The 19,373-nt window shown below is 34.6% G+C and carries 20 protein-coding genes; 7 read left to right on the plus strand and 13 right to left on the minus strand.

What is annotated here, in order from left to right; all coding sequences use genetic code 11:
- Positions 1–757: 757 nt before the first annotated feature.
- Complete coding sequence (locus tag JEP71_RS02795; protein WP_160230430.1) at positions 758–1,249, plus strand: DUF4822 domain-containing protein; 492 nt, start codon at positions 758–760, stop codon at positions 1,247–1,249.
- A gap of 125 nt (positions 1,250–1,374) precedes the next feature.
- Here JEP71_RS02795 and JEP71_RS02800 read toward each other — a convergent pair whose 3' ends face one another.
- From JEP71_RS02800 to JEP71_RS02815, 4 genes are all read right to left on the minus strand, one after another.
- The gene (locus JEP71_RS02800) at positions 1,375–2,511 is read right to left on the minus strand and encodes an AAA family ATPase (RefSeq protein ID WP_198625712.1); all 1,137 of its coding nucleotides are present in this window, start codon (positions 2,509–2,511) and stop codon (positions 1,375–1,377) included.
- Positions 2,508–3,212, minus strand: coding sequence for an RNA ligase family protein (locus JEP71_RS02805; protein ID WP_198619904.1), 705 nt, complete (start codon positions 3,210–3,212; stop codon positions 2,508–2,510). The genes JEP71_RS02800 and JEP71_RS02805 overlap by 4 nt, the downstream gene beginning before the upstream one ends.
- Before the next feature lie 258 nt (positions 3,213–3,470).
- A complete protein-coding gene (locus JEP71_RS02810) occupies positions 3,471–4,046 on the minus strand; it encodes a YiiX/YebB-like N1pC/P60 family cysteine hydrolase (RefSeq protein ID WP_232797461.1) in 576 nt (191 codons plus the stop codon).
- Entirely contained in the window at positions 4,025–4,432 is a 408-nt protein-coding gene (locus JEP71_RS02815) for a DUF4878 domain-containing protein (protein WP_196532529.1), read from the minus strand. Before JEP71_RS02815 ends, JEP71_RS02810 begins: the two co-directional genes overlap by 22 nt.
- 832 nt (positions 4,433–5,264) lie before the next feature.
- On the opposite strand from JEP71_RS02815, the gene JEP71_RS02820 reads away from it, so the two are divergent.
- Both JEP71_RS02820 and JEP71_RS02825 read left to right on the plus strand, forming a co-directional pair.
- The gene (locus JEP71_RS02820; RefSeq protein ID WP_006532995.1) at positions 5,265–5,522 is read left to right on the plus strand and encodes a hypothetical protein; all 258 of its coding nucleotides are present in this window, start codon (positions 5,265–5,267) and stop codon (positions 5,520–5,522) included.
- Between the two features lie 110 nt (positions 5,523–5,632).
- Entirely contained in the window at positions 5,633–6,325 is a 693-nt protein-coding gene (locus JEP71_RS02825; RefSeq protein WP_198625713.1) for an XRE family transcriptional regulator, read from the plus strand.
- 21 nt (positions 6,326–6,346) lie between these two features.
- Here the strand turns inward: JEP71_RS02825 and JEP71_RS02830 are convergent, their stop codons facing one another.
- From JEP71_RS02830 to JEP71_RS02845, 4 genes are all read right to left on the minus strand, one after another.
- Complete coding sequence (locus JEP71_RS02830) at positions 6,347–6,973, minus strand: ABC transporter ATP-binding protein (protein ID WP_160230432.1); 627 nt, start codon at positions 6,971–6,973, stop codon at positions 6,347–6,349.
- Positions 6,967–7,743, minus strand: coding sequence for an ABC transporter permease (locus JEP71_RS02835; RefSeq protein ID WP_109401741.1), 777 nt, complete (start codon positions 7,741–7,743; stop codon positions 6,967–6,969). Before JEP71_RS02835 ends, JEP71_RS02830 begins: the two co-directional genes overlap by 7 nt.
- Before the next feature lie 99 nt (positions 7,744–7,842).
- Positions 7,843–8,598, minus strand: coding sequence for a molybdate ABC transporter substrate-binding protein (gene modA, locus JEP71_RS02840; RefSeq protein ID WP_196532527.1), 756 nt, complete (start codon positions 8,596–8,598; stop codon positions 7,843–7,845).
- Between the two features lie 252 nt (positions 8,599–8,850).
- Positions 8,851–9,834: a sugar-binding transcriptional regulator gene (locus tag JEP71_RS02845; RefSeq protein WP_099075600.1), complete on the minus strand. Its 984-nt coding sequence runs from the start codon at positions 9,832–9,834 to the stop codon at positions 8,851–8,853.
- Positions 9,835–10,204: 370 nt separating this feature from the next.
- Between JEP71_RS02845 and cutA the strand changes: the two genes are divergently transcribed.
- Together cutA and sra are read left to right on the plus strand one after the other, a co-directional pair.
- Positions 10,205–10,513, plus strand: a complete 309-nt coding sequence (cutA, locus tag JEP71_RS02850; RefSeq protein WP_198619902.1) for a divalent-cation tolerance protein CutA — start codon at positions 10,205–10,207, stop codon at positions 10,511–10,513.
- Positions 10,514–10,912: 399 nt separating this feature from the next.
- Positions 10,913–11,146, plus strand: a complete 234-nt coding sequence (sra, locus tag JEP71_RS02855; RefSeq protein WP_109373597.1) for a stationary-phase-induced ribosome-associated protein — start codon at positions 10,913–10,915, stop codon at positions 11,144–11,146.
- Positions 11,147–11,274: 128 nt separating this feature from the next.
- Here sra and JEP71_RS02860 read toward each other — a convergent pair whose 3' ends face one another.
- Both JEP71_RS02860 and JEP71_RS02865 read right to left on the minus strand, forming a co-directional pair.
- Positions 11,275–12,327, minus strand: a complete 1,053-nt coding sequence (locus tag JEP71_RS02860; protein ID WP_198625714.1) for a DNA polymerase beta superfamily protein — start codon at positions 12,325–12,327, stop codon at positions 11,275–11,277.
- Positions 12,311–13,090, minus strand: a complete 780-nt coding sequence (locus JEP71_RS02865; protein WP_198625715.1) for a nucleotidyltransferase domain-containing protein — start codon at positions 13,088–13,090, stop codon at positions 12,311–12,313. The genes JEP71_RS02860 and JEP71_RS02865 overlap by 17 nt, the downstream gene beginning before the upstream one ends.
- A gap of 142 nt (positions 13,091–13,232) precedes the next feature.
- On the opposite strand from JEP71_RS02865, the gene JEP71_RS02870 reads away from it, so the two are divergent.
- Positions 13,233–13,820, plus strand: coding sequence for a hypothetical protein (locus JEP71_RS02870; protein WP_198625716.1), 588 nt, complete (start codon positions 13,233–13,235; stop codon positions 13,818–13,820).
- 60 nt (positions 13,821–13,880) lie between these two features.
- On the opposite strand, the gene JEP71_RS02875 is transcribed toward JEP71_RS02870, so the two are convergent.
- The 3 genes from JEP71_RS02875 to guaB all read right to left on the minus strand — a co-directional run bounded on the left by JEP71_RS02875 (position 13,881) and on the right by guaB (position 17,731).
- Positions 13,881–14,372: a hypothetical protein gene (locus tag JEP71_RS02875; protein ID WP_198625717.1), complete on the minus strand. Its 492-nt coding sequence runs from the start codon at positions 14,370–14,372 to the stop codon at positions 13,881–13,883.
- Positions 14,373–14,602: 230 nt separating this feature from the next.
- Positions 14,603–16,180, minus strand: coding sequence for a glutamine-hydrolyzing GMP synthase (gene guaA / locus JEP71_RS02880; RefSeq protein WP_100160335.1), 1,578 nt, complete (start codon positions 16,178–16,180; stop codon positions 14,603–14,605).
- Positions 16,181–16,264: 84 nt separating this feature from the next.
- Positions 16,265–17,731 (minus strand): IMP dehydrogenase, encoded by a 1,467-nt coding sequence (guaB, locus tag JEP71_RS02885; protein ID WP_109373637.1) that lies wholly within the window; start codon positions 17,729–17,731, stop codon positions 16,265–16,267.
- Between the two features lie 169 nt (positions 17,732–17,900).
- On the opposite strand from guaB, the gene xseA reads away from it, so the two are divergent.
- A complete protein-coding gene (gene xseA, locus JEP71_RS02890; protein WP_198619863.1) occupies positions 17,901–19,283 on the plus strand; it encodes an exodeoxyribonuclease VII large subunit in 1,383 nt (460 codons plus the stop codon).
- Positions 19,284–19,373: the final 90 nt, after the last annotated feature.

The raw sequence follows: 19,373 nt of genomic DNA on the forward strand, positions 1-19,373 counted from the left end.
AATTAAAAGATTAAATATAAAAATAAAATTTACTTTTATAAATAAGGCATTACAGAAAAATAATTTTATATTTCTGTAAAATATCCGTAATAATGCTTAAATAAAATACAATCTAATTGAATCGAGCAATGCATTAATTATTTTTATCATCGCGGATTTTTAAAACGCATTTGCCATAAAGAAATTCTAATCATTAAATACCAAAGAAAACGATACCCTTTTACCAAAGAACATAAATCACTTAAGTAATGCAAAAGTAATGCTTAAAACATCTTCTATTTTTGTCTTTTCATTTTTGTGATCGAGATATCATTCAATACGTTTACAACACCCTTTTCATAAATAAAATATTGATTATTTATTTCAATCTTTCATTTTATGCACCATTTTTACAGAGAGCTGGCTATTTATCTTTGTCTATATTGCACATCGATTGGTCAAGCTTTGATCTAATTTTGTAAATAAGGAAGGCTTTCTATACGTTTTATCCATTGTTTATAATAATTATTTATATTGTTGAACATCTTTTAATCGGATAATAAATCCTAAAAACAAAAATTATTGATACTTAACACCGAAAACAACGCAGTTAAAGTGATTTAATTCTAGCTGTTTTTGTAAAACAACCTTTTCATCAGAAACATTCTGACATACTTCTTTTCTGGTACTTACCTCGTTTCATGCCTAACTTTATTACTAACAGGAAAAACATCAGTGTTCATAGACAAGAAGTACAACGTAAAATAAGGATATATTAATGAAAATAAAATCACTTATCGCAATCTCATTATTAAGCGCTAGTTTTTCTCTTTTTGCCGCAGAGAGTTCGACATCAACTGCCAATATTCAAACTCAAGGAGTTATTCAGGCTCAAAAAGAACTGAATGACTATGAGAAAGTCATGATAGAAAAAGTTTGGATAACGACTGATGCTATCGATGAAAAAGGAAATAAAACTGCGGCCGATAATCCTCAAGTCAGCAACTATTTTGGACTTGCTGAGTATTACCCTAATGGCACTTTTATTATGTTTACACCGGAAGGTAAACAGAAAATGCAAGGTGATTGGTCAATGTCAGATGATGGCAAAATACGTACCTTAGTTGCCAAAGATACTGAGGGTAAAACATTATTCACCCGAGATGTAGAAAATATCACGGTTAAAAATGATGAATATACCTATCGTATTTATCCAAATGCTGATGATCGTAATACCTATTTCGATATTATCCATCACGTTAAAAAATAAATTTAGTACGTTGTTTTACCTGCAAATTAATCCTACTCAATAAGTAAAAAGGGTTACTTATAAAAATAAGTAACCCTCACTTTACTTTATAACCTACTTATCATTTCGCCGAAATAATCGGATAATTAAAGTATGGTCTGAGATTGCCCTTCAATCCAATAAATCACTTCATGCGCTTCTTCTGGTGTTGGTACTTCCAATTTACTCAACATGCGTTCCATTACTTTAACTGGCACGGCTTCGTTTCTTGCATTATTTTGCCTCTGCCACTGCGCATAAGGGACTTCAATATAAACCAATCTAATTTTCGCATTATAACGATAAAACAAAGAGATAAGTTGATCTCGCATTTTTCTTGTAATATTGGTGGCATTCCAAACAAAAGGTTTATGCTCTCGTAAATAAAGACGGGCTTGTTCTTTTGCTTGCTGTACTATCCAACCATTAGCATCTCTGTTATCAGGCTTAATATTATGCTGACGACGGAGATCATCTAAACTCACAATCGGAAGATCTGCACAATGTTGGCGAATAAAAGTATCTTTTCCCATACCTGGTAATCCACATAACACCGTAACTTCACTTCCTTTTTCAGGGTAAGGCTCATAATTGCAATCCGTACTATTTTCTGTATAAAAATAGTGAAAGCGAGCATCATCTGAAGGAAATGGAGCAACCTTACGCCAACAATTTAGCTCTTCACAATAAAGCGCAAATAACACAATTTTATCAAAAAGGGCTTGTTTATCTTCACAATCTCGCCCTAAAACATCAGCTTTAGCTAATAATGCCAACAAATAGCAATCTACTCTTAATGATGCAGCAAGTAGCGCTTTTTTAGGATCAGGCTTATCCATCACCCACAACGGTAGCCCATGAAAGCGAACTAAAGCCGCGATCTGCTCTCTATCAGCAAAGCTTAAAGGTACTTTTTCATACAGAAAAAGACGTGTTGTTAATTCCCCTTTACGTGCATGACCCGGTGAAACAATACGCCCCTCTTCTTCGCGTGTTGTAGATCGTTTTTCCACATCATGAAGTAGTGCCGAGATCCATAAAATTTGCTGTTCTCTTTCAGTTAAAGTCTTATATTCTGGCAATGATTTAACTGAATTGATTACTCTTTGTGTATGTATCGCCACATCACCTTCTGCATGATGAATAGGATCTTGCATAACACCAGCCATATCACTAATTTCGTCATACAATCCACAGAGATGTTCCCATGACATTTCAGTGTGTAATTTCTTATGAAGCATCATTGAGACTCCTGTGTTTTTTCCCAAATTAAAGAGGCTCGTCGCCAATTTTTTTTCCAATGAACATCTGTTTTAACGTGATCTTTTCTAACATATTTAAAAACACGATGTGAAAAATCATCTAAAGAAAATGATTGTGCATCTCGTGTAACAATACCTTCCATTGGGCTTGGTTTTTGCGTTAAAACATCATGTGATTGAAAGAAACTTGCCTGTTTCGCTTGTGAAACAATCATATTTTCAAAATCAGTTTTATCCTGACATTTAGGCAGTTTAATTTCTGGCACAGTTGGAAGATCAAACAGAGAAGCATAAAACTGCACTTCTTCCCAACTTAGCCATTTATCTTTATAACGAACCGCAAACACATAAAAATATTCTTCTAGGTGTGCATATTCAATAGAATGAATGGCATATAGATTCTCGCCGAAAATATCTAACTCACCTAAATCATTTTTCATCAATTGCCAACGTTGACGCAATTGAGATGTCCACGCTGATTGTGTTGGGGTTGCATGCGAGCGAGCAAAAACACCCATTTTATTCAGGCAATTATTTTCTCCATCCAGTTTTTCTGTATGGATAAGTTGTTTTATCTTGCAAATATCCTGCCACCATTGTGCATTTATACGATCGTCGTTTGTTGTGCCCGGTGAAAAAGGATAGTGATAAGTTCTATCATATTTTTGTGATTGATTATTCATTATTTAATACTCATCAAGTAACAGAAGTCCTACCAAATTTAAAAAGAAATTCAGTAAGTTGATTTTTCTGTATTGCACTATTCCTTCAGTGCCTTAATGTGTATTACATAACAACGACCTAAATAATCAAAAGAGAGAGGAAAATAAATTTAGACAGATATTACCTATAACTTTCCAAAAGAGCTAGACAATTAATATACATTTTTCTTTGTATTTTTTCTAATTAGTCTTACGCTTGAAATAACTTAAAGATAAATATCACTGTGGATATGGAAAAATATTTTCAGAGTTAATCAGATTTTCAGGAAAAATAAGTGGATTATCTGAAATAAATGGCATATCTAATTTTCGACTACCCGTGGAAATAGAAACCCCAGCTTTTAACCATGCAGTAGCAACTAGCTCAGTGCAATAAACACCCTGTCCTGGGTAAATACTAAATTTTTCACCAACTCGTTCTAATGCAGTTTGCACCGCAATATTTCTAGCTTCTTCACTTCCTTTCACTTGGTAAAAACGAACTGAATTCGGCTTTGCTCGACTAATGAAAAATTCAAGACTATCCACAGTAACGCCATCTTTTATATTGCTATGTTCACTGGGTGTAGAATGGATCACTTGAACACCGTAATCAGAGATCCACAGCATACCTACGTGGCTAAACCCACTTTTATCAACTTGTTTAATTATCTCACTAATAACTTCATCCCCATCCCGAAAGACTAAATCACCATTTTTTAAGTCATGAGGCAAAGCGAGTGCATAAAATGCACCCGCTAAGAATAAAGCTACAATATTAAATATGCGAACAATCACTTGAAAGCAACTTTCCATTTACCATCAACATTAATCATTTCTTGTGCTTTTGTTTTTTCTACACCATCTTTTAAGACAGTTTTTAATGTCACTATTGCGCTCTTTTTATCTTCGCTATATTCAACACTAACAATTTCAACCTTGCTTAAACCACCCTGCTCTTTAACTTGTTTCCCTGTTTCCGCAACAATCATCTTAAACTTGCTATTAAATTGCTCTGCTCTTGGATCTTTTTCCATTTCGCCTAAGTGGATTAATGATACTGCTTTATCTCCATTTCCTTCTGCAATTGCTTCAACGAATGCAACGGCAGCCTGCCCTGGATCATCTGTTTTATCACCACAAGCTGATAACACCATAACTGTAAATATTAAAAACAGAGAACCCACAATTTTCTTTAACATAATTCGCCATCACCATAAAAGTTATTTTAACTAAAAGAAATCTTATATAAAATATTTCCTATATTAAGATATAAGACAGTAAATGCATTATTTAAAATTAATTCAATAAAGAGAGATAACTTACCTTTCCTACCAATAAATTATACGTGATAAAAGTAAGTTTAGGCATATTTTTATATCATTCACTATTTTCAGATAGAGATTAAATGAAACTAAATTAGTTTTGCCACATATCATAAAAAGAGTAATTTTAATTTGCACAAGAAACCTACTCGTTACATAATGAAAATATCTTATATATTTACCCTTTATAATCAATAAATAAAGAAAAAACATCTCTACTTTAGCTTTTTGCTTTCTTTTTAAGAATATAATTAGGAGCAAATATTAATAATATTGAGTATTAATATTTTTTCGATAACATTAGAATAAAATTATTCTCTATTTATTGTCGAAACTACTTTAATATTTGCTAAATATAATACTTTTTGCCTTAATTTATCTAATTAACAAGCATCATTTAAACTAATATCTCATGAGAAATATCAATTTAATATTACAAATAACAATATTACAACAATTAAGTAGACTAAAAAACAATTCTATTTGTTTTCACAATATATCACAGCGTATTATTGCCTAATATTTAGGTCATTTGCTTATAACACATTGCAAAAAAACACAAATAAACACTAGAAAAATTGTGATCGCATACACTTTTTTGCATCATTAATGCTATTTAAGACAAATAGAAACTGCTTTTTTATCAACAAATAGGTAATCTAGCGGTCTGATTTTGATGACCAAACATGAATAGTTAAAAGGATATTTTATGTTTACTTCACAGCTCATGCTGGTCGGTTATGTGTTGTTGGTAAGTCCTTGTGGAAATGATTCTTGTGATGCAGTTCCTGTTACAGAAACAATTTATACTAAAGATGAATGCACAACACGACTTAACTACTTAAAACAAAAAAGACCTGACCTTATTATTTTCTGTGGAGAAGTCTTGAGAGATCCTGAAGTTACTGATGAAAACCCTTACCTCACCCCACCAGATAGTGCAGACGACGTTTTCAAAATTAAGTAACTAATCTATTCCTAGTTTTATAATTAAGATAAAATACAATTTAATTTGTTTTCTTTTTACGATATACTCTTTGTACTTGAATATGTAAGGACACGTATTAGGAGTCACTAATGTCTATTGCGAAACGTACCAAAGATAAACGCATTGCGTTAGGTTTAACACAATCAGAACTTGCTACTTTAGCGAGTACGACACAGCAATCCATAGAACAGCTAGAAAGTGGTAAAACTAAACGCCCCCGTTTTTTACCTGAATTAGCAAAAGCATTAAATTGTGATTTGGCTTGGCTACTCGAAGGTGAAGAACAACCCAATGCAACTTCTGAAATTCCACCAGAGAATGAATGGCAACCGGTGAGTGAATGGGACAGTAATACCCCTTTAGATGCCGATGAAGTGGAAATTCCCTATTTTAAAAGTATCGAACTCGCGGCGGGTGACGGTTGTTGTACTAACGAAGATCATAATGGATATAAATTGAGATTTTCAAAAAGCACATTACGCCGTTATGGCGCATCTTCTCAAAACGTTATTTGCTTTTCTGTTTATGGCGATAGTATGTCACCTGTTATTCCCAATGGCTCAACAGTCACTGTCGATACAGGTAACACACGTATTGTTGATGGTGGCATTTATGCTATCGAACAAGATGCCTTGTTTAGAATAAAACTGCTCTATCGTCAACCGGGCGGTAAATTGATTATACGTAGTTATAATAAAGACGAATTTCCTGATGAATCAGCAGAAACTGATTCTGTAAAAATTATGGGGCGTATTATCCATTGGTCAGTAATGGCTTGGTAATCAATAAGCAAAGCAACAATTTCATAGTATAGAATTTTCAGTAACAACTTGTCCTTTAGACAATAAAACCGTTTTATCTGCTAGCGCTCTGATTTCACGAGGCTCATGAGTAACCATGATCATCGTTATTTCCTTAGATTTTAAGGAATCAATTAAATCCCAAAGCTGATAACGTGTTTCCCAATCCAAACTCGAAAAAGGTTCGTCCAGTAGTAACAGTTTGGGTTGGCTAATAAGCGCTCTTGCCAATGCAACGCGTTGTTGCTCCCCTCCTGAAATTTGATGAGGATAACGTGTAGCGAGATGTGCAATTCCCATTTGCTCTAATATCGCCTTTTCTCTCTCCTTGCTTCGTTTCTGTTTTGCACCATATTGTGCTAACCATAAATTTTGTGTCACAGTCATAAACGGAAATAAATAAAGCCGTTGATTTAAATATCGACAAGAGCGTAACCATACTGGTTGTTCATTTATATTTTTATCTGCAAGGTAGATATCACCAGTGTATGAAGTATATCCAGCAATCGCATTTAAAAGCGTTGTTTTACCACTTCCAGATGTACCACTTATTCCTAAACATGTTCCTTTTTCTACGTCCAACGAAATATCTTTTAATATACCCGTTGTTAATGAACGAATTTCTAACATGATCTTTTCCTTTCTCGCTGTAAACGATGTAATGCAAATAACAAAGTAATCGCGATAGCGATAAGAACAAGCGCACAACCTATTGCCAGAGTAAAGTCTCCGCTGGCAATATTTAAATAAATTGCCATAGGCAACGTTTCTGTTTTTAACCTTGTTGCACCAGCTAACATTAACGTTGCGCCAAATTCACCTAAAGCTCTAGAAAATGCAATGATGCTTCCACTCATTAAAGCTGGCCAACACAGTGGTATTTCAATCAAGAAAAATGTTTTTGTTGGCGTTAATCCTAAATTTTGTGCCGTTTGAATATAAGCAGGATCGACAGACTTAAAAGCAGAGAGACTATTTCTCATAATAATCGCGCTTGCGACATAAGTTTGAGCAATAATAATACCCAATGGTGAAAAAAGAGAGCGAGATAATTCAGGAAAAACGCCTGTTAAAGGGCCCTGATTTCCTAACAATAATAATAATCCGATACCGATAACTAATGGAGGAGTAACCAAAGGCAAATCTAATAACGCATCAATAAAACGATGTCCTTTAAAAGGAATTCTTGCCATTGCCCATGCGGCAGGTACACCTAGGATAATTGCTAGACATAAAGAAGTTAACGCTGTACTGAGCGACATGCCAATAGCAAAATGGAATTCAGGATCGGTAATAACTTGCCTCAATTCAACATAAGAAAGTTGGCATATCAATGCAATTAGCGATCCTAAGATCAGAAATAACAATAAAAAAAGTGGAATTAATGCCCATCGAAACACGTTATTTCCTTTTTAAGATAGATATTTATTTTGCTGTAATAATGAAAAAAGCCACCAGTGAGTTGGTGGCGAAAAAACACAATTTATGTGAGAAAAAATCTATGGTTTCGAAATTACAGGAAGAAAACCATAATCAGTAAAAGCCTTTATCCCTTCAGCACGAGTAAAATAATCAGCAAGTAATTGTGCTTCTTTCGGATTTGCTGATGTTTTTAAAACAGCAAGTGTTGCCACTTCTTCTGGGCTACCTTCAGGAACTGGAAGCAAAACGAGTTTATCTTGATTTTTCATTGCATCTGCATACCCAATAATGGCGGCATCCACTTCCCCATTGAGTAAATACATAAGCAATTGTTTAATGGTTGCAGTGCGTACAACAACTTTATCACGTAGTTTATCGCCTTGACCTGATGCATCAATAAGTTGCTCGCCACTTTTTCCTAATGCGATAGCTTTAGCATCACCCATACCTAGTTTTAATGAACTATTCGCAAGATCTTCTAGTGTTTTAATATCACCCACTTTATCTTTACGCACAGCAATAACTGGAATATGGCGAACAATAGAATATTGATTAACTACTTGTCCTTCTTTATTTAACTTTTCCACGTAATCTTGTGAACCGGGAAAAAATAAATCCCCCTGCTTAGTTAAATTAAAGCGTGTTAGTATTTGACCTGAACCGCCATATTCAATAGTAACTTTATTTCCTGTCTCTTTTTCAAATACACTCACAACTTGCTCTACTGGTTGTTTTAATCCAGCGCCTGCATAAAGATGAAGCTCTGCTGCAAATGTATTATGGCAAATTAATCCTAATGCTAGCCCTAAACCAGCAAGAAATTGGCGTTTCATAAAAGTGGTGATCCCGACTATCGTTATATAATTTTTTATATAATGAATGATATAAGTATTTAAGGCAAGAGGCTCATATAAAAAAAGATAAAAATGTTAACAACTTATCATTTTTATCTTTTTCTTTATATGTAAGCTTTACAAAATAGACTGATCAAAACAAATGCTTCAAATACTTTATTTTTATCAGAAATAAGTAAAGCTTAAATAGTGGTTTGCCAACAAATCCTCGCTTTCACGAGGATTTTATTACTAATTGTCTAGCTCTAATAATGCCAGCGCTGTGACTTCATCAATCACAATATCAGTGGCGTAACCTCCTTTTATCGCCCCTATTGTCGCCTGAATATTTTCCACACCACCAGCAATAAAAAGTCTCTGTGTTATTTGTCTTAACTGAGCAAGGCTTATTCCCATTATTCTAAGGTCAATATCAGAAACCAAAGGATTGCCTTGCGCATCATAAAAACGTCCACAAATTACGCCAACAGCACCCAAATCACGATATTGAGCCATTTCACTGCTCGTTAAAACCCCCGTTGTAACCAAAGGATTATCATCTAATGTATTACCCACAACAAAAAGGGCTTTATTACACTGATTTAGCGCTGAAAAATTACGCCTAATAATAGGTTCAGCTTGAAGTTCCATTGCTAGGCGCGCACTAGAAACCACCGCAGGCACATGCAAATTAATACTGCACCCTGACAACTTGTTTGCGATTAACGCGGCTGCTTCTGTTGTTTTAAAATCAGGCTGTGGCGCTACTGCACCTATCATTTGTAGTACGGTGATATTTTTTAATGACTTGGGTGGAAGATAATTACCCAATTTATAAATTGTTCGTCCCCAAGCAACACCTAAAATATCATCGTCATTAATTATCTGAGAAAGATACATTGCTCCTGCTTTCGCTAATCTTTCTCTATTCATATTTAAAGTGTGTTGCGATTTATTCTTTTCTTCATCAGGTAAAATAAGCACATTATTAAGATCGAATTTTGCTTTTATTCTGATGGCATAATCAATCGTAGAAAATACTGATGAATCCAAGTTAATATTTACGAATCCTTTTTCTCTAGCTAGATGCAAATATTTCACGACGGTGACTCGAGAAACACCCATAATATTTGCAACTTCACTTTGGCTGAGTCCGTCTTGATAGTAAAGCCACGCAGCATAGAGAACGGGATCATTATCAAATAAACTCGCGTTTTTTAGCGAATTATTATCCATTTTAAACCCCACAAATTTTTATAAATCTTATGACTAATTAGTTTATTTTATATTAGAGATATTATTGAAGGTAAAAATGCCTTTAGCAAAATTAAGCCTTATAACACAAATAGATAGATTTCATTAATCTAATAATAATATCGGCACCCTGATATTTTTCTTTACTACAAGAACCTTATAATACGTAAAAAGCCCTTAATAATGCCGTAAACATTTCATATCGAGAAAGTTTTTTTTGAAAAAACTGTTTTATTTCGCTAAAAATAAAAATATTAGCTTTAAGTTTTAAAAAGTTTTATTTTGATAAAATTAAAATCACCAAACCTTATTGTTGCTATGAAAGATCGAATTAATTTTAAAAGGAAAAACAATGATAATTGCATACTCAACCGCACCAAATGAAACAATCGCTAATGAAATTGCTCACCACCTCATCAATGCAAAACTTGCTGCTTGTGTGAATTTAATACCTCACGTAAAGTCTATTTATCATTGGAATAATGAAATTGTTGAAGATAATGAAATACTTATGATGATAAAATCCGAAAAAAGTAAACAGCAAAACTTAATTGATACTCTTATCGAAATACATCCTTATGATACTCCTGAAGTAATTATAATACCGATTGAAAATGGTTTTAAAGGTTATCTTAATTGGATCTATACCTCCTTGAATTAAAATAACGTTAAATTTTTAACGAGATCTCTTTTCTAATTCTCTTTTTCAAAAAAATGATAATTAATTGTAAATTAAAGCATCTTATATCATCTCAATTATGAGACAAATAACCCGATGTTAATATTAAGCTAAATTTCTTATTTTTAATCATGACAAGTGTTTTAAATACACTTTATAAGTGTAAATATTTTAATTTCAACTGATGATAATCTAGATACTTAATTAAATTTCGAATATAAAAATATTTATTTTATTAATCTGAATATTTTTAAAAAAAGGGAAAATATAGGCAGAATAGCCTTTAATGCTAAATTAATAAGGTTACCAATATCTTATTCTATTTATTCTCTGCTATAATAAATAGGCTTTCTCTAAATTACATGCAAAAAGGAGTGAGTTGTGAAAACAAACAGAGTCGCAAGACGTATTTTAGGTTTACCTTATAATTTGAGTCGGTCTAAAAAGAAAGTGCGTTTTTCCATTATTGCCTCTGCAAACGCAGAAAATATGCCTGCTGAGTTAAAAAATACAGCTAAAATCTGTTTAAAACAGGATTTTAGAAAGAACGCAGAGCACAAGCGTATATATATGAAGTTAACAGATGCTTACCCAGAGTATCTTGCAACTAATTAATATTTTTATATATCAACGCTATTTAATAAATATTTTTGCATTTAGTTTATATACTTAAAATATTTAAAATAGCATATCCCTTACATTACGTAAGGGATATTAGTTTTCTAGGCTAGTTTATTTTTCTATTAGTTATAAAGCTCTTTTCTTATATTTATAAGAGCAACTTCTGCAATTGAAGGCTCAATTTTTTCAGGCAACAGGCTTAATTGAAATGCTCTCTTAATAGTCTTAATAAGAATTTCACTGCGCTCTAATAATTCATTATAACTAAACTGACCTGCCTTAATTGCTAATAATTCATCTCTGTTATCACACCAAACCTTCACTTTACCTTCTTGTGCAATCCCTAATGCAATATAGAGTAATCTAAAGGTATGCATCATATTCTTACTATCATAACTTCTGCCATGATCGATGTTTTGTTGGTAACGAACATCATTACGTTGCTCAACCCACTGCCAATATTCATGATATTGCTTGCGATATGCACTATAACCTTCTTTATTAAAGCTAAGATAACCTTCTAGTTTTGCTGTTTTAGAAATACTACTTAGCAATACATCATTAGCATTTTCTTTTTTTATTATTCCTTGATAAGGCACTTTATCACCATAATAAATTGCATAAGTATCTTGAGCATGAGTAAGTTTTGCTAACCCAACATTCTCTTGTTTCCAACGTCGATTTTCTAACCAAGTATTGATTAATGTTGTTTTTCCATCTTCAATGACATAACAAAAATCAAGAATAGTTTTTAATTTTTTTTCGACCGGATTTACTATTTTTTTGTTTAGTCCCTGAGCTTTCTTAATCTGCCCTTGTGCATAGCGCACAAATGTTTGAACACAAGTTTTAGACAAAAACCATTCTGGTTTTATCAATGACATTAAAGGATGTCGATAAGTAACCATCTGTTCGGGTGAATTAAGTAACTCTAAAATATTAGGATTAGATGCACACAATAGTTCTATAAATCGTCCAAGTTCATAATAGACTATATCATTGGTTTCATTACTTACTTGTGGTGTGTATTCCAACCCATAAAAAAGATCTTTAGGAAGATAAAAGACACCTTTAATATCTGTATCTGATGTTTCCGTTGCAAGATTATGTGAACGACTTCCAGCAATACTTTCAAATAAAAGGTAAGGTTTTATATCTTCAATAGTCAGTTTCATCTAATTTTTTCCTAAACCAATTATTTAAAATATTATTATCGGGTACTGTTCTCTTGGTTAATTGAACATTTGTCTCTTGCCATAAAAAGATCACTAGATGTTGCATTGCATCTGTTGGCACCCAAGTAAAATGTTCATCTTTATCTGATTTAAATTCTACTAGTTCTTTGATGGCTTTTTGTTCTTCGATAGTTAAAATTTTTATCAGCTTATCCAATTCCATAGGCGGAATGCTACTCATTTTCACTGTCCAATAAGCGGATAAAAGAGAGCGTAACATATAGAACCATTTTTTTAATTTTATTGGCTCTGCACTAATCTCATTTTTAGCGTTATTTTCAGGACAATATCCACTCACAACTTTAGCAATTCCTCTGTAATGATGAACAATCACTTTTGGTTGATAATAGAGTTCTGCAAGCTCAAATAACTCTTTTTGAACATTAGGATATTGTTGATAAATTATTGGCGATTGGAGCCACTCTAATAATATACAATTCGATTTGCGTAATAAGTGTAGAGCTTTGGTAATATCCCAAGCGCCTACATCAAACCAACTATTTTCTATCCATTCGAAGGTTTCTTTAGGTTTATCAATAGAAAGATAAGCATTGCGAGGCCGTATAAAAATACCTCGCACATCATAATCACTATCTGTTGAGGCAAATCCCCAAGCTCGACTACCACTTTCAGCAACATAGAGTAGTTTGACTTGATACTCTTGCTCTATCTGCGGGAGTTTTTTTAAAATCTCATTATGCATGATGTCCTTATCTCCTTATTGTTACTTTTTCGCTAATTTACATCTTAGTTCTAATATTCTATGGTTATAACACAGACATACACCAATACAAACTTGGCTAATTTTTATTTTTTCATGTGTAATTAATTGGTCTATAACTGAAATGATCACCTCACAACAAGCACAAGATATCGTTCTTAATCACTGTCACTCATCACTTTGTGATGAACGGTTTGCTATTTATTTTTGTGAGTTATCGCCGAAACAAGATTTTTGGATAATCCGTTGCAACTCTGAACGTTATGTTATTTATAATCAACTAGAGCATTGTTATGTCGGTGTAAATGCCTATTTAGTGAATACCTCTACAGGTAAAATTGATATCGTTGGTAGTGGAGAAAGTGTCGAGGATTTTCTACAAGATATCTATGATACCCAAACTGCTGATAGTCAGTTCTATCTTCTTCGCCCCACTTTTTCTAAAGAAAACAAAATCGCATTACTTAATTTGAAACAATGGCTAGAATGCGGATATACCGACATTATTAATTTACTCACCATTAATAAAAATTGGTTTACTAATAAACACCGTAATTTACAACATGTACAAGCATTATTAAATAAGCGGAATATTGAAACTGAAATTGTTCTCGTGGATAAAACCGAGCATGCCATTATCGTCGATAATAGTATATGGTTTGAAGAGGATATTAAAAAAGAATTAAAAAAGGTTATTGGTATTGGGGTTTAATGATTTATTTAAAACATTAAGAATAGCATTCGTCATGAAAACTATTCTTATCTATTTATATTATTGGAAATGTGATTTTTCTATATCAAACCCTGATAAGTCAAATTTATATTGGACCTTACCACCTTGATACGCATTTAGTTCAATAATTGCTTTATTTGCATTTTTTAGTTGTTCAAAAAAGACCTTGGGTTCAAAAACAAAAACAATATTGTCTCCTCCTTGTTGAGGAAGATACTCCTTGCTCAATATTTCATTATTATCAAATTTAATTGAAAACTGGCAATTATCATATTCAGTTAATTCACCACAATAAAATTGTCCATTTATCATTTCAAGAAGTACATATTGTGTATCTAGATGTTTTCTTAAAATTATTCTCAGTTGGTTTTCTTCATAAGGAAAACCCAAGTTATTTATATTGCTAGATAAATTACCAGAGAAATAAAAAGATGTATCTCTTAATTCATCTTTTTTCTCAGAATATTGCCAATTAGAAGCATTAGCACCAAAAGAAGCAATTATTATTAATATAAATAGAATGTTTCGCATTAAAAATCCTCAGTATTATAAAAATATGCTATTCATAAAAAACAAATTTCAATAATAACAAATTTTAAAATAGTCAAATGGCTTAATAAGCTAGATTTTAATGCTATTCTTTGTATACGAACTGTAGTTTTTTAACCATCAATTCTCAATCTAAACAAAAAAGCCACCAGTAACATACTGATGGCTCTTGGTTTTTTAACCTTTATCAACTAGTACTGATAAACGGTATTTTATTCCCACTCAATTGTTGCTGGTGGTTTACCGCTGATATCATAAACAACACGAGAGATACCACTAACTTCATTGATAATGCGGTTAGAAACACGACCTAAGAAGTCATATGGTAAATGTGCCCAATGTGCTGTCATAAAGTCCACAGTTTCAACTGCACGTAATGAAACAACCCAGTCATATTTACGACCGTCACCCATAACGCCCACTGAACGCACAGGTAAGAACACGGTAAATGCTTGGCTTACTTTGTTATATAAGTCAGCTTTATGCAATTCTTCAATAAAGATAGCATCAGCACGACGCAGTAAATCACAATACTCTTTTTTGATTTCACCTAATACACGAACCCCTAAACCAGGACCTGGGAATGGATGACGATAAAGCATGTCGTAAGGTAAGCCTAACTCTAGACCAATTTTACGAACTTCATCTTTAAATAGTTCTTTTAATGGCTCAACTAAACCCAGTTTCATATCATCAGGTAAACCACCCACATTATGGTGTGATTTAATCACATGAGCTTTACCTGTTGCAGATGCGGCAGATTCAATCACATCTGGGTAAATAGTACCTTGCGCTAACCATTTAACTTGTGGCTGTTTAACCGCTTCTTCATCAAAGATTTCAATGAATGTGTGACCAATGATTTTACGCTTTTTCTCAGGATCGTTTTCGCCCTTCAACGCAGTTAAGAAACGTTCTTCTGCTTCAACATGGATAATATTTAGGTCAAATTTACCTTTAAACATTTCCATGACTTGTTCTGCTTCATTCAGACGCAATAAGCCGTTATCAACAAATACACATGTTAAACGTTTACCAATCGCACGGTTTAACAATAATGCAGTCACTGAAGAATCAACACCACCTGATAATGCTAAAATAACGTGATCATCACCAATTTGCTCTTTTAAACGAGCAACAGTGTCTTCAATAATTGCAGCAGAAGTCCACAGAGCATCACAACCACAGATATCTAAAACGAAACGTTTTAAAATCGCTAAGCCTTGATGGGTGTGTGTAACTTCTGGATGGAATTGAACACCATAAAAACGTTTCTCTTCATTCGCCATAATAGCAAATGGGCAAGTTTCAGTGCTGGCTACTGTTACAAAGTCTGATGGAATAGCAGTAACTTTGTCACCGTGGCTCATCCACACATCTAATAGTGGTTTGCCATCTTCGCTAACTGAATCTTGAATATCATTGAACAGAGCACAAGTTTCACGAATTTCAACTTGTGAATAACCAAATTCACGCTCACCAGAAACTTCTACGTCGCCACCTAATTGCATTGACATCGTTTGCATACCATAACAAATTCCTAATACAGGAACGCCTGCATTAAATACGTATTCTGGCGCACGAGGGCTGTTGTCTTCAGTAGTACTTTCAGGGCCACCAGACAGAATAATACCATTAGGATTAAATTCACGAATTTGTTCTTCTGTAACATCCCATGCCCAGAGTTCACAATAAACGCCGATTTCACGGATACGACGAGCAATAAGCTGCGTATACTGTGAACCGAAATCAAGGATAAGAATGCGATGATTATGGATATTTGCTGTCATTTGTGGTGAATTCCAAAACAGATAAAGTCATAAAGTTGAAAGGCTTGCTAATTTATAATCAAAACAAGCCTTTCTCGGAATAAATTACATACCTAAGCGATAGTTAGGTGATTCTTTCGTGATGGTCACATCATGGACATGGCTTTCTTGAATACCGGCACCACTGATACGAACAAATTCAGCTTTAGTATTCAATTCTTTAATTGTTGCGCAGCCTGTTAAGCCCATGCATGAGCGTAAACCACCCATTTGTTGGTGAACGATAGTTTTTAATAAACCTTTATAAGCAACACGACCTTCGATACCTTCTGGTACTAATTTGTCTGCTGCATTGTCAGTTTGGAAGTAACGATCTGATGAACCTTTAGACATCGCACCTAATGAGCCCATGCCACGATAGGATTTATAAGAACGGCCTTGGAATAGTTCGATTTCGCCCGGAGATTCTTCAGTACCTGCAAACATTGAACCAACCATCACGCAAGCTGCACCTGCTGCTAATGCTTTTGCGATATCGCCAGAGAAACGAATACCACCATCTGCAATAACAGGAATGTTACGATCTTTCAGTGCTTCAACTGCATCTGCAATAGCGGTAATTTGTGGTACACCAACACCAGTTACGATACGTGTTGTACAAATTGAACCAGGACCAATACCAACTTTAACCGCACTTACACCTGCATCTGCCAGTGCTAAAGCACCTTCTGCGGTTGCAACGTTGCCACCAATGATAGGGAGATTTGGATACAATGCACGAGTATCACGAATGCGCTGTAATACGCCTTCAGAGTGACCGTGAGAAGAGTCAATAAGTAAAACGTCAACGCCAGCGGCAACTAATGCTGCTACACGCTCTTCGTTACCTGCACCTGCACCAACAGCAGCACCTACACGTAAACGACCGTGTTCATCTTTACATGCGTTTGGTTTACGTTCTGCTTTTTTGAAATCTTTTACAGTGATCATACCTTTCAGATGGAAGTTGTTATCAACCACTAAGGCTTTCTCTACACGTTTTTCATGCATTCTTTGCATGACAACATCTCGTGCTTCACCTTCTTGTACTGTCACTAAGCGCTCTTTTGGTGTCATTACCGCAGTAACTGGTTGGTCTAAATCAGTAACAAAACGAACATCACGACCAGTAATAATACCCACTAATTCGTTGTCATTAGTCACAACTGGGTAACCCGCAAAGCCATTGCGTTCAGTCATTGCTTGAACTTCACGTAAAGAAGTTTCTGGTGTTACGGTGATAGGATCAGTGACAACACCACTTTCATGTTTTTTCACACGACGAACTTCTTCAGCTTGGCGTTCGATAGACATGTTTTTGTGGATAAAACCAATTCCACCTTCTTGAGCTAATGCGATAGCTAAAGGCGCTTCAGTCACAGTATCCATTGCAGCAGACAGCATAGGAACATTTAGGCGGATTGTTTCAGTCAGTTGAGTAGACAAGTCGGCAGTATTAGGAAGAACAGTGGAGTGTGCAGGAACTAACAAAACATCATCAAATGTAAGTGCTTCTTTTTTAATTCGTAACATAGCAATATCTCACCAAGGCGGCTTTTAGGAAATAGAAAATATTGCCGCGGAATTATACACACCGTAATCGGTTGCTTCTAGCTTTTTTTCAAAATTTTTATTGATCCTGCCACTAACTTAGGTAGTATCAATCAATTAAGTCTTTGTTTTAAAATTTGATCTGGCTCACATGACACTACCGATAAACAATAATATTTTTACTGTTAGCCGTCTAAATAAGACCGTTCGCCAGTTATTAGAAATGGAAATGGGTCGCATTTGGATCAGCGCTGAAATTTCCAATTTTACTCAACCTTCTTCTGGTCACTGGTATTTTACGTTAAAGGATACGAATGCCCAAATCAGAGCGGCGATGTTTCGTGGGCAAAATACTAAAGTTACTTTTCGCCCTCAGCATGGTCAGCAAGTTTTAGTTCGCGCAACAATTACATTGTATGAGCCACGAGGCGATTACCAATTGATTGTTGAGAGTATGCAACCTGCTGGTGACGGGCTATTACAACAACAATTTGAGCTATTAAAACAAAAACTCAGTGCGGAGGGGTTATTTGATGCAATTCATAAAAAACCCCTGCCATCTCCCGCTAAACAAATTGGTGTTATCACTTCATCAACCGGAGCAGCACTACACGACATCTTAAATATTCTTCGTCGTCGTGATCCTTCTTTGCCAGTGCTTATCTACCCAACCGCTGTTCAAGGTGCTGAAGCGCCTATGCAGATTGTTCATGCCATCGAACTTGCTAACCGCCGTAAAGAGTGTGATGTTTTAATTGTTGGTCGTGGTGGCGGTTCGTTAGAAGATCTCTGGGCATTTAATGATGAACGCGTTGCTCGTGCTATTTTTGCCAGTGAAATTCCAATTGTAAGTGCAGTTGGTCATGAAACCGATGTGACCATTGCTGATTTTATTGCCGACCTTAGAGCGCCAACCCCTTCTGCGGCGGCAGAACTCATTAGTCGTAACAAACTTGAGCTATTGCGCCAACTACAATCACAGCAACAACGCCTTGAAATGGCGATGGATTACTATTTAGCGAAAAAATTACGCGCAATAACACAGCTCCATCATCGTTTACAGCAACAGCATCCTCATTTACGTCTTGCTCGTCAGCAAAATGTATTAGCTTCCACACAACAGCGTTTAGTCACTAGTTTTCAGCGGCTATTGCAAGCCAAGCAACATCAACAAACACAACTACAAAAACGCCTTAATTACCAAGAGCCTAGTTCACAAATTCAAGCATTACTTCGCCAACAACAGCAGTTGATTTACCGTATGAGAGAAAGTATTTCACTACAGTTATCTCGTCAACGTGAACAATTCGCTATTAGTTGCTCTCGTTTAGAAAGTGTGAGTCCTCTCGCAACACTTTCTCGCGGTTACAGTATTAGCGAAACAGAGTCTGGAGAAGTGCTGAAAAATACCAAACAAGTGAAAATTGGCGATCCGTTGAAAACACGCGTTGAAGATGGTTGGATCACCAGTGAAGTAGTTAAAACACAAAAGATAAGAGCTAAACGTAAAACAACACCTAAAAGTGACGATTAACTTAAATATTATTGTTTAGTGAAACCGTGATACAAAAAACGGCACCAATCTTCCTTTGATGCCGTTTTTTATTATTTATACTTTAAAATA

Source organism: Proteus sp. PR00224, assembly GCF_016238105.1.
In the GTDB taxonomy this organism is placed as follows: Bacteria; Pseudomonadota; Gammaproteobacteria; order Enterobacterales; family Enterobacteriaceae; genus Proteus.

Excerpts from the sequence above, each read along its gene's own strand:
- JEP71_RS02795 (WP_160230430.1), top strand. The coding sequence starts at position 758 with ATGAAAATAAAATCACTTATCGCAATCTCATTATTAAGCGCTAGTTTT.
- JEP71_RS02800 (WP_198625712.1), bottom strand. The coding sequence starts at position 2,511 with ATGATGCTTCATAAGAAATTACACACTGAAATGTCATGGGAACATCTC.
- JEP71_RS02805 (WP_198619904.1), bottom strand. The coding sequence starts at position 3,212 with ATGAATAATCAATCACAAAAATATGATAGAACTTATCACTATCCTTTT.
- JEP71_RS02810 (WP_232797461.1), bottom strand. The coding sequence starts at position 4,046 with ATGGAAAGTTGCTTTCAAGTGATTGTTCGCATATTTAATATTGTAGCT.
- JEP71_RS02815 (WP_196532529.1), bottom strand. The coding sequence starts at position 4,432 with ATGTTAAAGAAAATTGTGGGTTCTCTGTTTTTAATATTTACAGTTATG.
- JEP71_RS02820 (WP_006532995.1), top strand. The coding sequence starts at position 5,265 with ATGTTTACTTCACAGCTCATGCTGGTCGGTTATGTGTTGTTGGTAAGT.
- JEP71_RS02825 (WP_198625713.1), top strand. The coding sequence starts at position 5,633 with ATGTCTATTGCGAAACGTACCAAAGATAAACGCATTGCGTTAGGTTTA.
- JEP71_RS02830 (WP_160230432.1), bottom strand. The coding sequence starts at position 6,973 with ATGTTAGAAATTCGTTCATTAACAACGGGTATATTAAAAGATATTTCG.
- modA (WP_196532527.1), bottom strand. The coding sequence starts at position 8,598 with ATGAAACGCCAATTTCTTGCTGGTTTAGGGCTAGCATTAGGATTAATT.
- JEP71_RS02845 (WP_099075600.1), bottom strand. The coding sequence starts at position 9,834 with ATGGATAATAATTCGCTAAAAAACGCGAGTTTATTTGATAATGATCCC.
- cutA (WP_198619902.1), top strand. The coding sequence starts at position 10,205 with ATGATAATTGCATACTCAACCGCACCAAATGAAACAATCGCTAATGAA.
- JEP71_RS02860 (WP_198625714.1), bottom strand. The coding sequence starts at position 12,327 with ATGAAACTGACTATTGAAGATATAAAACCTTACCTTTTATTTGAAAGT.
- JEP71_RS02865 (WP_198625715.1), bottom strand. The coding sequence starts at position 13,090 with ATGCATAATGAGATTTTAAAAAAACTCCCGCAGATAGAGCAAGAGTAT.
- JEP71_RS02870 (WP_198625716.1), top strand. The coding sequence starts at position 13,233 with ATGATCACCTCACAACAAGCACAAGATATCGTTCTTAATCACTGTCAC.
- JEP71_RS02875 (WP_198625717.1), bottom strand. The coding sequence starts at position 14,372 with ATGCGAAACATTCTATTTATATTAATAATAATTGCTTCTTTTGGTGCT.
- guaA (WP_100160335.1), bottom strand. The coding sequence starts at position 16,180 with ATGACAGCAAATATCCATAATCATCGCATTCTTATCCTTGATTTCGGT.
- guaB (WP_109373637.1), bottom strand. The coding sequence starts at position 17,731 with ATGTTACGAATTAAAAAAGAAGCACTTACATTTGATGATGTTTTGTTA.
- xseA (WP_198619863.1), top strand. The coding sequence starts at position 17,901 with ATGACACTACCGATAAACAATAATATTTTTACTGTTAGCCGTCTAAAT.